Genomic DNA, 16,607 nt, shown 5'->3' on the forward strand with positions numbered 1-16,607 from the left:
CATCACTTGCAAAACTAATAAAGGTGTCTAGCATTTCCAGTAGGCCATAGAGAGAGCTACCCCTGTCCACTCGAAAGTAAACGAGCGCGAACTCTAATCCAGATCGCGCGACATTCACTTCAATTTACGTGAGTTCAATCCAAATCGAGCGATATTCACTTCAATTCGTGAGAGCTTCAACTCAATTCGCGCGACATCTTCATAACGCGTGGCCCATTAAAATAGCGCGCGTATTTCAACAGAGAGAAGATTCGCTCAAGCCTAGCCATAGAACTGGATGCGGGCTATCTTGTCACAACCATAAAAGTACGTTTCTATGCTTCCTACCTACAGTGATGGAAACCGTTTTGTAACGCAAGCTTATAAAACAATGGTCCTGCACATTAAACTAAATCAAATTTATATTTACCCAGCCTTTACCGGTTTTGTTCTTACTAAAAGAATAACTAAACCACCTACAAATGCACTTATTCCCATTGCAGTAAAGGCCACATTATAATTACCACCGAAAGCAGTAATTAAATATCCGGTAATAGTAGGAGATAAAAAGCCTCCAACAGTAGAACCCATATTTATAATGGCAATCGACGTGCCAATCACCTCTTGCTTAATCAATTTATGTGGCCAGCTAAATAAAGTAACATAGACTGCATTCGATGTAAGTGTAAAGATAAACATCATGCTAATCGACATAACTAAGCTATTGGTTATAGCAAAAACGATACACGCAAGTCCACATATAATAATACCAGTTAAAGCAAACCCTTTATCATTTCCTTTAAAAACCTTTTTGACCATAAAGCTTGAGCTCAGAGCACCAGCACTCATTAAAACCGCATTGATACCCAAGACAATACTGATTGCCCTTAAATCAAATCCAAAATTAGCCTCATAGTGTGATGGCAACCAGGAAAGGTAACCGTATAATACAATATTTAGAAATAGTAGTGCAGCAAATAATATAAATACATTTTTATCTTTAAACACTGCACTGATTGGAACCTTATCCTCCTTTTTCTCTTGATCTCCATTAGCATCTTTCTTCTCTTTCGGAAAAAAGATAAAAATCATGAGAATAGAAACCGCATATAATGCAGCTAATCCGTAATATGCATAACGCCAGTTCATATTAATTAACGTGGAACCTAATGTAAAAGCAAGAATACCACCAATACCAGAAGTGGCCAAGATTAATGACTGGACAAACATTTTTTGTTTGGGTTCAATGTTATTTGCTACTACCTTTGCCGAACTTGTTGGTACTCCAGCATGACCAAGCCCTGCAACTAATCGGATAATCATAAGCAATACTAATGCGCTAACTAGTCCAAAGAAAAGAGTTGCTACAAGAATGGTACCAATTGAAATGATTAAAACTTTTTTTGGCCCAATTTTGTCAGAGAGCCATCCACTTGGGAATTGCATGACAGTATATCCAATAAAGAACATACTCATTAATAGGCCTGATTGGCTAGCAGTTAGGCTTAATTCCGCTTCCATTGGGATGATTGCTGCGGCGATCATATTTTTATCCATATAAGTCAATGCATATCCAAGCATAATGGAGGCAATTAGCATGACGTTAATTTTGGACTTCTTTTGACTCATCTATTCCACCTCTAACATTTTCTGGTTATTGTATAATATCTGGTTGAAGAATGGTTAAAATCGGTAAAGGAAAAACGATTCAATTAATGATCTGCGGTTCTCTCCATTTGTTGCAAACAATCAGTGGAGGATGTAAAATCCCCCGTTGATTTAGGTTTCCTTTATCTTTTATAATCCCCTAAAAAGGAAAGAGAATTCTTTTCTAACTAAAAAAAAAACGTCCAGTTAAAACAGAACGCTAATTAATCACTATTTTATTAAACAATCACCTGTTTACTTTTGAGGAATGGAGTCCTCTTGGCTTTAAAAGAATAATTATGGTTAAATAGCATTTCCCATTGTATGAGAGAGAAAATAGTTTTTACTTGATCAAGAAGTAAACATTCACTCCTATCTTGATTATACCTTTCCGTATGGACAGTTCCCGCAACTTTGACACCATTTTACTTCAGTTCTCATAAATACATCTTTAAGCATACGATTCCAAGACCTTATTGCTTTTCCAAATAGTTTTCAGCAAAATTCAGACCCTTAGCGAGCCACGGAAACCCCTGACAACATAGTAGGATTCTGCCCCATTGTGATACAAGAAGACCGTGTCTTAACGACATCATCAAAAAGGGCACCACCGAGATCTAATCCTAACAGGGGTTTTCACCCAGCTCGATGTTTTCGTATCGAAATTTCCAAGCTTTTGCAACTCCCGGTATTGTTGTTAAAAGCTCAATGCCCATGTCAGCAGCCATATCCATAACGTTATTTGCTGATTTATATTTTTTCCTTGACTCCAGCGCTTCACGGTCGTAACAAACACTTCTGCGACCTTTAGGACTTTCCGCAGAACAGTCATAAAATATATATTCGCCCGTCTCCTTATCATGACCCACAACGTCCGGTTCACCGCCAGTTCTTTCCATTTTATAAAGTGACAAGAGTTTTCCCGTATTTGCTTCCAGCTTCCCTTGAATGGTAGGCCACTCAATACAACTATGGCGATCCATATTTTTCTCAAAACGGCCTTTCAATGCTCTGAGTAATTCTTCACGTTGTTCGTGTGACAATTCCTTATTTTTCTTTGTCATATTCGTTTTCCCCCTTATTGCTTATAATGTTTTAAAGATTAAACATGAGAGTTCGAATCTTTAAGTAGTTTATGATGATTTGATTTATAAATAAGTTATTCCAGTTAGAGTGAAAAGCTTGTCATTTATACCTATTTTTGTTTCTTATGTATATTTCGGATAATGCCTTTATGATTTGCCGTGACTGTTCCATCCATGCCTATAGCATAGTAACAATATACCGTTAATACAATGACAAAATTTACATCACCTTAACAAATTATTGATACAATGTTTTTCAGGATTATATAAATACATAGGAGGATACTGAAAAGTCATATGCAACTTACAGAATTGATAAACAAAATAAATACATGTACAGATGAGCTTGATTTTGTATCAACAAGAAAATATATTGAGGGTAATATTAACTTATTAGAAGACTACAGACATTTATTAAATCGTAATGCTAGAGAAATATTTGACTTTATCTTTGGTAGATTCCAAACTGGCTATAAACCATTGACACGTAATGAATTCATTTCAATAAATACGATTAATGATTACGCTCGCAATTTAAATGTTCGGGAAATACGGATAATTGTGAGAGAAAAACCAGAACTATTTATACGCGAAGACATAACAAACTCATTTACCAAAGATGCTAAAAAGTTGTTAATAGGAATGGGTGTAATAAAGTGAATCTTCAATCAGTGTTTTTTTCATCCCCCACTGTTTGTTAGTACCACAAGGAGACCCGCGGGCCTCTGAACGAATCAGGAGTTTACTGGCTGCCCGCCCCCGCTTATAATTCCTGATATATCTCGAATTCTCCTCGTTAAGGGGCTTACAGCCAGTTAATCATGTAATAAAGTCTTTGTTCTTTTGCACCCCGGTTTCAGGTGTGAATGTATTACAATATCAATACGTAAATATGAATAATTTGTTAAAACTGGCACAAAGATGTTGTCAAAATACTAAATGGCGTTATAATGTAACTGATTTAAGAATAAGTCTTCCAAGGAAGGTGCGAAAATGAAAGGTACAGCATTATTAATCAATAAGGATCACTCGGTTACCGTATTAGAGAACGTCGAGCATCATGTGTATGAAAAATTAGTTAGCCAGGAGGATTCTAAGAACATAAAATGTACTATTAATAACAAAGAAGTTCAATTTAATCCCTTTAGTAAGGTAGTTTGGTATGAAGATAAGATCGACTGGGCTTATGGTTATTAATTTATAAATAGAATTTAATCCATTAGTAAAGCTTGCAAAGAAGTTAATTTCTTCTTCGCAGGCTTTATTATTTTTGTGGTTATCCTTTTAAAATTCCCACTTCATATAACTTCTAAAATAAATTTTTTGTAGAATCACTGCTGTCTATCCCCGCCGTCCTTTAGAATTATCATTACAAAATTCAAAGAGCGTTTTAATAAACATTTGCTTAATTATTTCCTGGGGAATTTTGTCTGATTATGTAAGAAGATGATCCGGAAATTGTGTAAGCTAAATACAAATCATCCTATTTTATAAAAACAGGAAACTGCTACTTTTAGCTTGAGGGTTTTTCCGAGACAAATTACCCTAACCTATCCCCATTAAAACATAATAACTTAACACCTACCTTATACAATTTTTACAATTACAACGTATAATAGATAGCGTAACTTACTTATCCTCTCACCTATCAAATTCACACCAAGAGCCCCAAGAATGTATCATCACGATTTTCATCATGATTCCCTACATTTCCATCATGGTTCGTTCCATGATGTTATTTATACAAATAATAAAAAGGGAGATGAAAAGATGAGAGCATTCCAACATATGACCACTCCAGTTTTTGCAATCATTTTGGCAATAGTACTTTGTCCGGCAGCACCTATTTTTGCAGAAGTTCCATCACCACCAATGCTAGTCGAATCTGAATCACCAACGTTTTCGATTATGGGAAAAGTAGATAATGGAAACACTGAAACCCCAGGAGTGTGGTATAGAGGGGCAACACCTAGTAATCTTGTTTCAAATTCCCCGGTCCTGTTGTTTGTTCACGGGCTGAATAGTACAGCACAAGTATTTTGGGAAAATAATGACCTCTACCAAACCGCCCATGACGCCGGTTATCAGACAGCCTTTGTTCAGCTTTATGATGCCGGTGGTCAAAACGAAGATATGTGGAAAAACGGTCAATTGCTTGCCAGCAAAATTAAGGAGATCTCCAATTACTATGGCGGAAAAGACATTACCATTGTCGCGCACAGTAAAGGTGGCGTGGACTCCCAAGCCGCCTTGACCTATTATGGAGGAGCCCCCTATGTCGATAATGTGATTACTTTATCAAGTCCACATCATGGCTCACAGCTTGCAGACTTGGCGTACAGTTCATGGGGCGGATGGCTCGCTGATGTCATCGGGGCACAAGGGGAAGGAACAGCTTCCTTGCAGATGGCTTATATGGAAAACTTCCGCTCGCAAACGGACGCCCACCCAAATGCCTACATCAATGATTACTTCACCTTGGGAGGCACCGATTGGGGGAAAACGTTTTCTTCATATTGGTTTGGCGGCATGTACTTATCCTCCTATGGTCCAAACGATGGAATGGTGACGACCGTAAGCACTAATTTACCAGGCGGTCATGAATTAGCAATTGGCCCTTGGGATCATGGTACCGTACGAACGGGGGTTACTTTTCCAGTATTTGATGACTACTTAGCAGGTGATCATTTCGCAAGCACCACTTCCGTACAAAACACGGAAAATGAATTTATACAAACACCTTCTCCCAACCAATATGTCACTGGCGGCCCTTTAAGTAAAAAAGAAATGCTTCCGGTGGATGTTGAGGAAGGGGTAAAACAAATCCAGATAAATATATTAACAGCTGAACCATTAGCGAACTTGAAAGTAATTGACCCATCCGGAAAGCCGACCAAAGCAGATGTCCAATCCACACCAATTGAAGAGGGAGTATTTAAAGATGCGATAAGCTACACCGTTTCCATCAATACTCCGAAAATAGGACAATGGAGTATCGAAATGCGCTCAACTCCCAATGAAAATGCCTACCTAGCAGTCATTGATTTTGACACAGAATCTTACTTAGAGGATCATACAACCTCCAACTATAATGAACAAAATCAGACTTACCAACTAGAGCTAGATGAGGAGAAACTAAACAAGGACAGTTTATCCGCTATCTACCAAGTAACCGAATCCGGCAAACCAAATACGAAACAAACATGGACCGTTCGAGGGAAATCAGATCTTTCACAGCAGCTGAAATTTAAGAATAAACATAAAGTCTACAACATTACTATCGACATTCAAGGAAAAACAAAGGAAGGAAATGCTTTTAATCGGACAATCGTGGATTCGGTTTATTCGGAATAATATTCTCACGGAATCAGGGGAAAGCTCTGGTTCCGTTTTATTTAATAAATATTATTAGCGTTACATAAATAACATTTAAATTTGTAGCATATTTATTAGGGAAATTAGAACGGTGCCTGTTACTTCCCGAATTTTGTCGAATGAAACAGGCCTAGTCAGCTTCCTCATTGATATCTATTCGACAAGTACCAGGCACCCATAGACCAAGACTGTATTAAAAACCATAGTAATATGGGAATTCTCACTGCTGATTCCTTTAAATAACAATCAGTGGAAGACGATTTTTACCCTTTTAACACACTACTACGTTATAATATTGGATGTTGAACTCAAACTATCATGAAGCAAAAGAACCGCCTCTCCGTTTCACTTTTGCTTCAGAGCTTAAGAGGAGGATGTACATGAAAGCGATCACTGTTAAACAACCAGGTGGTGCGGAACAATTACAGTTGGAAGAAGTAGATAAACCTACTCCAAAGGACGGAGAATTATTAATTAAGGTAAAAGCAGCGGCTGTTAATCGAACCGATATTGTTAATAGGGAAAGTAGTTCGGGGTATTTAGACAATCCGATTTTAGGTGTCGAAGTGGCTGGAATTGTGGAAGAAGCGGGCACAGATGCAAAGACTCCAATTGGTACACACGTTATGGGACTTGTCAATGGGGGGGGTTATGCGGAATACGCCGTGATGCCGGATGATCGAGCGATGGTGATTCCAGAAAACCTTTCCTTTGAAGAAGCTGCGGCGATTCCTGAAGTATTTTTGACTGCTTATCAAACATTATTTTGGATAGGTCAATTACGAACGGATGAAAATGTACTGATTCATGCTGGCGGAAGTGGAGTTGGAACGGCAGCGATTCAGCTTGCCAAACAAATCGGACAAGCGAATGTCATAACAACAGCCGGTTCCAAACAAAAATTAGACTTTTGCCGGTCATTAGGTGCGGATGTTTGTATTAACTATAAAGAACAAAATTTTGATGAGGAAGTATTGCGCGCAACCAATAATCAAGGGGTAGATTTGATTCTTGATTTCATCGGTGCATCCTATTGGGATAAAAATCTTGCCAGTATAAAAGTGGATGGACGATGGGTATTGATAGGGGTTTTAGGTGGTACACAAATCGAAAAGTTCAATTTAATGGACGTGATATCGAAACGAATCCAGATGACTGGAACGCTTCTCACTCCTAGAAGTGATGAATACAAGACAGCATTAACATCTGAATTTTCTTCTAAAACCATGGAGCTTTTCCGTCATCATAAGCTTCGTCCAATTGTCGACCAAGTATTTACACTTGAACAAATCCAACAAGCTCATGAACATATGGAGAGCAACAAAAATATAGGAAAGATCATTTTAAAGGTAAATTAACATAAAGTGAACCTTCAATCAGTGGGGTTTTTTTCATCCCCCACTCATTGTTAGCACCACAAGGGTTCAATTACTTAAATTCCTCATCCACTTTGTTTATACTTGTCGAATAGATTCCAAAGAAAATATAGCTGTAAACCTTGACAGACAAGGGTTACAGCTGTTTACTTTCATTCGACAAAATCCGGGAAGTGACAGGCACCTTTACCGTTGTTCATTCTAAACCATATGTTTCACTTTATTCAGGCTAGCTTCTCTTTCTAATATCTCCTTAATTAACTGGTCTACTTTTTCTAATTCAGAACTTGGATCTTTCCACCAATTCCTGCTCCATATACGATGTATTTTCCAGCCCTTATTTTCCAGGAATCTTTGACGGTATACATCTCTCTCTTTTGCTGATGGAGAACTATGATACATTGCACCATCACATTCAATCCCTAAAATATACTTCCCGGGATTATCAGGATGAACAACCGCTAAATCTATACGGTAATTCGACATCCCCACTTGAGTATCCACTTTGTATCCCATATCAATTAATTGTTCGTATACCTGAGTTTCAAACGGTGAATCAAAATGAAGTTCATTCTCCTGACGTTTCGTGTTCATTTCTTCATTTAAATTGGAGAGAACGGCTTCTATAGTGCTTTTTTGCACATTGGATACAGCACGCGCATACTCTAAATAGCTCTTCAAGAACTTAGGTCCATCATTTTTAGTGCTGGATACATCGAGCTCGTGTGGTTCTATACTGGAAACAACATAGATTGCTTCCTTAGCACGTGTCACTGCCACATTCAGGCGGTTTTCTCCACCTTCCTGTCCTAAAGTTCCAAAGCGGTTATATACACGTCCCTCTTTGTTCCGAGCATATCCAACAGAGAATATAATGATGTCTCGTTCATCACCTTGAACATTTTCGATATTTTTCACAAAAATTTGCTCATCTAAATCTTTTCCCATCACTTGTTGATAGACTACATTAAATTCAGTATCTTCCTCTGTTAACTTATCTATATAATCATTAATTTTATCTTGTTGCTTCGCATTAAAAGTAATTATACCAATTGATTTATTGGCGTCTTTTACTAATAATTCCTTCAACAATAGAACAACTTCCTGAGCCTCTTTTTCATTACATTGGTTTATCCACCTACCATCGACTTTCCGCCACTGAATAGAAGACGGCTCTTTTAGATGTTCCACATTAGGTGCGATTTGAATACTTCCGTTATAATAGGCATGATTAGAAAAATTAATTAACTCCTCAGACTTCGAGCGATAATGCCACTGAAGCATTTTACTTGGAAATATTCGCTTGGATAAGTTTAGAAGACTTTCAGATTCCGTCATATCCCCTTCGTCTTCCTCATCTTCATCAACCTGTACGGTTCCTCTAAACAGGTTGGATGGTGGCAATTGTTTTTCATCACCCGCAACTACTACTTTGGATGCCCGATAAACTGCTGGAATGCCATTTTCTACAGTTAATTGTGATGCTTCGTCAAAAATAACCATATCAAACAAATCTCTTTCTAACGGAAATATAGCAGAAGCAGTTTCTGGTGAAACAAGCCAAACTGGCATAGTATCTAATAATCCATGCAAGGAATATTGCTGAACCAGTTTCCTTACTGGCCAAATTTGTCTTTTCTTCCCTGTTTGGTGAATGATATCCTTTATAGCCTTAGAATGATTTTGCTTCACCTGATCAAGTGTTTTGATTAACCGATTTTTTAACACTTTAGAGGAAAGTTCTTTCTTCTCCTGTAACAGCTCTTTAAAGTTCCCTCTTAAACGTTTAAATTCTTCTGTTCCTATTTTGGTTAACTCTCGATGTTTCCTTTCCAACTCATCTATCCAATGAATATATACGGATTGTTTCACAATATCTACCCATTGGTGAGCCAACTCTTTATGGATATGATCTTTACTTTTATCTTTTAACCGATCAATGATAGTTTTGATAAATGGCAGGCTTTCATCATAAATCCTATCCATGTTACGTAAATCCTCAAAGTCCTGAATGACATATTCCTGTTGTTTTTGGAACTCAGATAATGGAATATCTCCCTTAGAAATCTGATCGCGATAACGTTGGATTTTCTCTTCCTTAAAATAGGAAGACAATTGCTGAACTTCTTTTGACATATCATCTGAAACGTTTGAAAGCTCATATAAGATTCTTAAGCTTTCCCGGAGTTTTGGCCATTCTTTTGAAGATAAACCTTTGAATTTATCTCTATCCAACAACTCTTCTACAATTGTTTTTCCTGTAAAAGATGTCCACCACCAAAGTCGTAGTTTTTGTAATGATTTTTTCTCTTCCGGATTTAAGTCTTCATATATTTTTTCTAACTTGCCACCAACTTCCCAACTATACTCCGGTGTAATATCCTCTTGTTCAAAATGTTCCAGATAATCAATACTCTTCTCAGCCTTTTCAGAGACTTTCTTCAATATCTCCACAATCGTTAATTGATCCTTAATCTCAAGCATAGCAAATGATGTTCTATCTTTTAATGGATAATTTTCCTGCCCAAACCGGCTATAGTTGTCCCCATAAGAAAAGATAGTAGTTAGAACTTCTTCTAGATTGTGCTTATTTAGAGCTTTAATAACGTTTGATAAGTCCAGAATCACTTCCTGTTCTGTTCTGGGCTTAGCTAATCCATAAATATCATAAGCTCTATATCCATGGGGTTGCGTCTCATATAAACCTTTCGCGATAGCATTCAGTTCATCTTCACATTTTTTAACTTTATTTGACAGTTGTTCATACTCCACTTCCAGATCCTGAGAGTACTCATCTCTTGTTAATCTGCTGTGCAGTTTTCTGTAAAGCCCTTTTCTATCGGTTTTCTCATCATGTAAAAGACTTACACTTGACGATAATCCTAATCCGTCTAATCTTTGATAAACAACGTCTAACGCTGCACGCTTCTGACAAACCAATAAAACCTTTTTATTTTCTGCAATGGCATTTGCTATGATATTAACTATGACCTGCGATTTACCCGTCCCAGGTGGTCCATGAATAACCAGGCCTTCTGTATTTTCAAGTGAATCAATTATTTCTTCCTGAGAAGCATCCGTATCCAGCACAAAAATCTTTTCTTTTTCTTCCTTAGTGGAAGATTTCACATGATTATCATCAGCTTCAAGATTATCAGCAGTATCGTTGGAGTCCACTTCCCCCACGTTAATTAATTCACCGGCAATCCCAAGATCTATGTTGCCCTCTTCTATTTGTTGGATAAAATCTTCATAATCTTTTAATAGCGCGGAATCACCTTGGGGAAAATGCCCTAACACTGCATAATTATCTAACTGGAATTCACCTTTTTGAAATTCCGGGATGGTATCTCTGTTATAATCTACGAATGATTGTATGTCTGAAGTGTTGGACCAGGAAATATTGATTTCATACTTTTTAAGCCAGGTATACCAACTTAGAAACTTCATTTCAGTTGATTTATCTACCGCTTCATCAAACATTTCCTCTGGTACATGAAGATCACTCATTTTCTGCATGGCTAAAAATAAGGAGCGATTTAACATAGGTTCAGAATCAGCAACAGGGTTTAACATCCACTTTGTACCATGACTCTTTAACCTTTCTAATTTGACAGGGTGTAAAAATAATGGGGCTCTCACGTAAGTTCCATCTAACATCGAACCGCTAATGAATGGGTAACCTATATACAAATCATAAAGCCCAGTCTCATCCTCAATGGCTTTAAGATTGCGATATAGTGTAGTTAATTTCCCAGATAAATGTAAAGTTTCGTTATTATTTACATTCTGCTTCAACAGTTCAATTTTTTCATCATTGAGGATAATACCATCTAAGATAGCTTGAGGATTTTTATTAATCTTCTCTAAATCACTTAAATCAAAAGACCACTTGTTATAACATTTCAACATACGAATCGACCTATTTCGACGGCTTAAGTCATTTAATCGATCCTTTAAGATAGTAATTTTTTCCTTCACTTTATATCACCTTATTTTAATTTATCAGTACATACTACCCATTATATACCTCATTATATTACATGAAAAGAACCAAATAGAACCTAAAGTGAATTATCGTTTTCGACAAAAAGTATGATACAAAGAAAAAGGTGTCGAATACCACTGTCATTTAATGGATTAACACTTGATTTTTATTTTGACCCTGATTCATTCCAATAATTCAGCCTGCATTTCGATAATTCAGCCTTCATCCCGATAATCAAAAAAAGAGTTCATCCCTCACTTACCTTTTCCAAAGTAAAGTGAAAGATGAACTCTTTATTATTTAGTATGATAATCCAGGATTAGAAACTTAGGTGATTATCTACTCCCCTTAATATAAGGCTCCCCATTTGCCTGAGGAGCCTCGGCCCGCCCAATAAACCCTGCTAAGGCAAGAATGGTTAGAACATAAGGAGCAATTAATAAATACACCTGTGGGACATTTTCTAATAAAGGTATCCCCGCACTAACCACACTTAAGCTTTGCGCTAACCCGAAAAACAAGGCAGCTCCCATTGCACCAAGTGGATGCCATTTACCAAAAATAACAGCTGCTAAAGCCATGAACCCTTGTCCGACAATGGTTGAACCAGAAAAATTCGATACTATGGTAAGGGCGAATACAGATCCACCCAATCCACCGAATGCACCGGACAGGATAACAGCAATATAACGCATTTTATATACTTTAATCCCATTCGTGTCAGCAGCCATTGGATGCTCTCCAACCGCTCTCAAACGTAAGCCAAATGGTGTTTTATATAGGACATACCAAGCAACAAACGCTAAAATAATAGCAAGATAAGAAGTGACATAAATTCCTTCAAAGAATATAGGACCGATGATTGGAATATCAGACAACACAGGAATACTTGTTGTATAAAATGGTTGATCCACCATATCGGTTTGTCCTTTCCCATACCAAACTTTGGTTAGATAAACCCCTATTCCTAAAGCGAGCATATTGATAGCAACCCCACTAACGACCTGATTGGCGTTAAAGGATACAGAAGCTACTGCATGAATAATGGAAAAAATAGCTCCAACTATGGTTGCGACTACAATAGATATCCAAGGGGTCCATGAACCTAGGACATCTGAAAAAGTAAGATTAAAAACAATCCCTGTAAAAGCACCCATTACCATGAGTCCTTCCAATCCAATGTTGACAACACCGGATCTTTCACTAAATACTCCGCCTAAAGCTGTCAAAATAAGAGGTGCGGAATAGAACAGAACAGTAGGAATAATCGACTGCAGTGCATCAAACATCTATTTTTCCTCCTTTTTAAAGCGAAGTATTGCCCAGCGGATCATGTAACTGGAAGCAACGAAAAAGATAATAAGAGCAATGATGATATCTACAAGCTCAGTGGGGACTCCCGCTGTAGTAGGCATTTCCCCAGCACCTTCTTTTAATGCACCAAATAATAAGGCCGCTATTACAATACCAAATGCATGATTAGATCCTAATAGTGCTACCGCAATACCATCAAACCCAAGATTGGTAAATCCGGACATAACAGATATTGAACCATACGTACCAAGCCCTTCCATTGCACCAGCAAGCCCAGCAAACGCACCAGCAATAACCATGGACAAGATAATATTCTTACTAACGTTCATTCCTGAATAGTTAGAAGCATGCTGATTAAAACCTACTGCCTTTAATTCATAGCCATATGTCGTCCGTTCAATGATAAACCACATAAGAAATGCAGCAAACAAAGCAATCAAGATACCATAATGGACTCTGGAGTATAAGGTAAGACCTTGTAACCAGGCGGATGCTAATGATGCTGTTTGCGGTATTGATTCCGTCGTCGTTTTCCCGTCCGTCAAGACACTTCTAATGATCTCATTTGTCGTGAATAAGGCAATGTAATTCATCATAATGGTTACAATTACTTCGTGAACTCCGAGTTTGGCTTTCAGTATACCCGGTAAAAATCCCCAAAGACCACCTGCAATTGCTCCAGCAAGTACACTAAGAGGTAAATGGATAATCATTGGCGCATCGATGACTAAACCAACCCATACGGCAGCCAGCCATCCAATGATAACCTGGCCTTCCGCACCAATGTTAAAAAGGCCCGTTTTAAAAGCAAATGCAACAGCAAGTCCCGTTAAAATTAATGGGGTCGTTCGCCTAATCGTTTCTCCGAGCGTATAACCATCCCCAAATGCTCCATTCCACAATGCCACATATCCCCGAATTGGATTATGGCCTGAACCTAACATAATAATGGCACCCGCAATCAATCCAAGAAGTACGGAAATGATAGGTACTAAGATTCCAAACATTTTATTATTAGATATCATTGATTACGCTCACCTGCCTTCACCCTGCTACCAGCCATTAACAGCCCAAGCTCCTGTTCATTCGTTTCTTCCGGTTTTACATTAGCAACAATCTTGCCATCAAACATTACGGCTACACGATCACTGACATTCATAATTTCATCAAGTTCAAAGGATATCAGGAGAATTGCTTTCCCTTTATCACGTTCCTCAATTAACTTTTTATGAATAGATTCAATTGCTCCAACATCAAGCCCTCGCGTTGGTTGAGCAGCAATAAGTAAATCTGGAGAACGATCGACTTCCCGCCCAATTATCGCTTTCTGCTGATTCCCACCAGACAGGGCACGAGCCTTCGTATATACACTTGGAGTACGAACATCATATTCTTTAATTAAATCTTCGGCTTTACGAAAGATTTCTTTATAATTTAATACTTTTGCTTTAGAGTAAGGTTTCTTATAGTAGGTTTGTAATACGATATTTTCGCCAATAGAGTAGTCTAAAACGAGACCATATTTGTGGCGATCCTGAGGTATATGACCTACACCACTTTCCGTTATTTTCCTTGGGGAAAAATTGGATATTTCTTTGTTATTTACTCTAATCGATCCCGAGTTCGTTTTGGCTAAGCCAGTAATTGCCTCAATCAATTCAGATTGACCGTTACCATCCACACCAGCTATACCAACTATTTCACCAGCTTTGACTTCTAAATCTAAGCCTTTGACTAAATCCACTTTTCTGGAATCTTTCACATATAAATTTTTAATTTGAAGAACATTTTCTCCTGGCTGAGCTTCTTTCTTCTCTGTTTTAAAATGAACCTCACGACCAACCATCAATGATGCGAGTTCTGTCGCATTCGTTTCTGAAACATTGACCGTTCCAATCCCCTTCCCTTTACGAATAACCGTACATCGATCACAAACTTCCATAATTTCCTTCAATTTGTGTGTAATAAGAATGATAGATTTACCTTCTTTAACAAGGGATCGCATGATTTCCATTAATTCACTAATCTCCTGGGGGGTTAGAACAGCAGTTGGTTCATCAAATATTAAAACTTCCGCACCACGATAGAGTGTTTTCAGTATTTCGACACGCTGCTGCATCCCTACAGAGATATCACTAATTTTTGAATCAGGGTCTACTTTTAATCCGTAACGATCTGATAATTCTTGAATCTCTTTCCTTGCTTTTGCAATATCGATCTTCCCAAATTTATTGGTTGGTTCCTTTCCTAACACGATATTTTGCGTTACGGTAAATGGCTCTACCAGCATAAAGTGCTGATGGACCATGCCAATGCCTAAATCATTTGCAATGTTAGGGTTCGTTATGTTGACTTTTCTATCTTTTACCCGAATTTCACCTTTTTCGGGCTGATATAAACCAAATAATACATTCATTAATGTTGATTTCCCTGCCCCATTCTCACCTAATAGAGCATGAATCTCGCCTTTTTTTAATTGGATTGTAATGTTATCATTTGCAACAATACCAGGAAACTCTTTCCTTATATTTAACATTTCAATTGCATACTCCAAGTTTGTTCACCCTTTATCTATATGACTTCTTTCATTGAATTTGGCTGTGAAACAAAAATCACCAACGAAAGAAGGCTTTTATTCAACCCCTCTTTCGTTGAAGATTTTTGCTGGTCTACCAAATGAAGTAGAGAAGGCTACATAAGCCTTCCCTACTTTTGTTTATAATGAGTCAACAAATGCCTCTAATTCATCCATAGTCTGTGGTACTTCCACTTCACCGTTAAGAATTTTTTCTTGCCAATCTTCAACAGCAGAAATGATTTCTTCTGTCATTGCTTCTTCATTGGTTGTAGCAACAGATATCCCATTTTCTTCGATACCGTATTCTATTTGTTCTCCTTCAGGGAATTCACCATTGATTCCTCTGTTGATCACGTCTTGAACGGCTACATCCACACGTTTCACCATAGACGTTAATGTAACATTATGTTCTCCAATTTGACCTTCATCATGCTGGTCACGATCTACACCGATTACCCAGATTTCACGATCAGAATCATTTTGTTTAATGTCTTTAGCTTGGTTAAATACACCATTTCCTGTTCCACCAGCGGCATGGTAAATGACATCTACCCCACTGTCATACATGTTCGTTGCTATTAATTTTCCCTTTGCGGAATCCGTGAAAGATTCAGCATATTGTACATCGACTTCTATGTCAGGATTCACAGATTTAACTCCTGCGATAAATCCAGATTCAAATTTCTTGATTAACGGAGAGTCAATTCCACCAACAAATCCAACATTATTCGTTTTCGTCTTCATAGCAGCCGCTACGCCAACTAAGAATGAGCCTTCATGTTCTTTAAATAAAATACTAACCGCATTTGGAGCATCAATTACTTCATCAACTAATGCAAAATTAGTATCTGGAAATTGTTCTGCTGCTGATTGAAGATCTTCTTTTAATTTAAATCCAACACCAAACACAAGATCATATTCGTCACGGACAAAGCGAGTGATGTTAGGCATATAATCTGCTTTCTCATCTGACTGTGCATAGTCAAAACCTTCACCTTTTGATAAACCAAGTTCTTCTCCCCAACCTTGGATACCTTCCCAAGCTGATTGGTTAAATGATTTATCATCTACACCACCTTCATCTGTAACCATCGCAACTTGATAGTCTGAAGAAGCTTCTTCATTTTCAGATGCATTGTCTCCATTTCCTTCTGTTCCAGCATTATTATCTTCCGTTGCTCCACCACATGCCGCCAGGAACAAACCTATTGATAGAAATAAAACAAAAAGTAAAAATATACGATTTTTCATCGATTACCCTCCTA

The 16,607-nt window shown here is 37.7% G+C and carries 10 protein-coding genes and 1 pseudogene; 4 read left to right on the forward strand and 7 right to left on the reverse strand.

The window, feature by feature from the left end; genetic code table 11:
• Positions 1-405 precede the first annotated feature (405 nt).
• Positions 406-1,608, reverse strand: coding sequence for an MFS transporter (locus GMJ66_RS05645; protein WP_156289361.1), 1,203 nt, complete (start codon positions 1,606-1,608; stop codon positions 406-408).
• Between the two features lie 523 nt (positions 1,609-2,131).
• A pseudogene (locus GMJ66_RS05650) lies at positions 2,132-2,591 on the reverse strand (DUF4256 domain-containing protein).
• 417 nt (positions 2,592-3,008) lie between these two features.
• Between GMJ66_RS05650 and GMJ66_RS05655 the strand changes: the two are divergent.
• The 4 genes from GMJ66_RS05655 to GMJ66_RS05670 all read left to right on the forward strand — a co-directional run bounded on the left by GMJ66_RS05655 (position 3,009) and on the right by GMJ66_RS05670 (position 7,444).
• Positions 3,009-3,371: a hypothetical protein gene (locus GMJ66_RS05655; protein WP_156289362.1), complete on the forward strand. Its 363-nt coding sequence runs from the start codon at positions 3,009-3,011 to the stop codon at positions 3,369-3,371.
• A 333-nt stretch (positions 3,372-3,704) separates the two neighbouring features.
• Positions 3,705-3,908 carry a hypothetical protein gene (locus tag GMJ66_RS05660; protein WP_156289363.1) on the forward strand — a complete coding sequence of 68 codons (204 nt, stop codon included), beginning with the start codon at positions 3,705-3,707 and terminating at the stop codon, positions 3,906-3,908.
• Between the two features lie 573 nt (positions 3,909-4,481).
• Entirely contained in the window at positions 4,482-6,065 is a 1,584-nt protein-coding gene (locus tag GMJ66_RS05665) for an esterase/lipase family protein (protein WP_197046614.1), read from the forward strand.
• A 401-nt stretch (positions 6,066-6,466) separates the two neighbouring features.
• Positions 6,467-7,444: an NAD(P)H-quinone oxidoreductase gene (locus GMJ66_RS05670; protein ID WP_156289365.1), complete on the forward strand. Its 978-nt coding sequence runs from the start codon at positions 6,467-6,469 to the stop codon at positions 7,442-7,444.
• A 219-nt stretch (positions 7,445-7,663) separates the two neighbouring features.
• On the opposite strand, the gene GMJ66_RS05675 is transcribed toward GMJ66_RS05670, so the two are convergent.
• From GMJ66_RS05675 to GMJ66_RS05695, 5 genes are all read right to left on the reverse strand, one after another.
• A complete protein-coding gene (locus tag GMJ66_RS05675) occupies positions 7,664-11,443 on the reverse strand; it encodes an AAA domain-containing protein (protein WP_156289366.1) in 3,780 nt (1,259 codons plus the stop codon).
• A gap of 342 nt (positions 11,444-11,785) precedes the next feature.
• On the reverse strand, positions 11,786-12,739 hold the full coding sequence (locus tag GMJ66_RS05680) for an ABC transporter permease (protein ID WP_156289367.1): 954 nt from the start codon (positions 12,737-12,739) through the stop codon (positions 11,786-11,788).
• Positions 12,740-13,789: an ABC transporter permease gene (locus GMJ66_RS05685; protein WP_156289368.1), complete on the reverse strand. Its 1,050-nt coding sequence runs from the start codon at positions 13,787-13,789 to the stop codon at positions 12,740-12,742.
• Positions 13,786-15,318 carry an ABC transporter ATP-binding protein gene (locus tag GMJ66_RS05690; protein WP_156289369.1) on the reverse strand — a complete coding sequence of 511 codons (1,533 nt, stop codon included), beginning with the start codon at positions 15,316-15,318 and terminating at the stop codon, positions 13,786-13,788. Before GMJ66_RS05690 ends, GMJ66_RS05685 begins: the two co-directional genes overlap by 4 nt.
• 162 nt (positions 15,319-15,480) lie before the next feature.
• Positions 15,481-16,593: a BMP family lipoprotein gene (locus tag GMJ66_RS05695; protein ID WP_156289370.1), complete on the reverse strand. Its 1,113-nt coding sequence runs from the start codon at positions 16,591-16,593 to the stop codon at positions 15,481-15,483.
• Positions 16,594-16,607: the final 14 nt, after the last annotated feature.

It is taken from the genome of Oceanobacillus salinisoli (genome assembly GCF_009733865.1).
GTDB lineage: Bacteria > Bacillota > Bacilli > Bacillales > Amphibacillaceae > Oceanobacillus > Oceanobacillus salinisoli.

Bases quoted from the DNA above. Each gene is read 5' to 3' on its own strand.
- GMJ66_RS05645 (WP_156289361.1), bottom strand. From the start codon at position 1,608: ATGAGTCAAAAGAAGTCCAAAATTAACGTCATGCTAATTGCCTCCATT.
- GMJ66_RS05660 (WP_156289363.1), top strand. From the start codon at position 3,705: ATGAAAGGTACAGCATTATTAATCAATAAGGATCACTCGGTTACCGTA.
- GMJ66_RS05685 (WP_156289368.1), bottom strand. From the start codon at position 13,789: ATGATATCTAATAATAAAATGTTTGGAATCTTAGTACCTATCATTTCC.
- GMJ66_RS05670 (WP_156289365.1), top strand. From the start codon at position 6,467: ATGAAAGCGATCACTGTTAAACAACCAGGTGGTGCGGAACAATTACAG.
- GMJ66_RS05655 (WP_156289362.1), top strand. From the start codon at position 3,009: ATGCAACTTACAGAATTGATAAACAAAATAAATACATGTACAGATGAG.
- GMJ66_RS05665 (WP_197046614.1), top strand. From the start codon at position 4,482: ATGAGAGCATTCCAACATATGACCACTCCAGTTTTTGCAATCATTTTG.
- GMJ66_RS05695 (WP_156289370.1), bottom strand. From the start codon at position 16,593: ATGAAAAATCGTATATTTTTACTTTTTGTTTTATTTCTATCAATAGGT.
- GMJ66_RS05680 (WP_156289367.1), bottom strand. From the start codon at position 12,739: ATGTTTGATGCACTGCAGTCGATTATTCCTACTGTTCTGTTCTATTCC.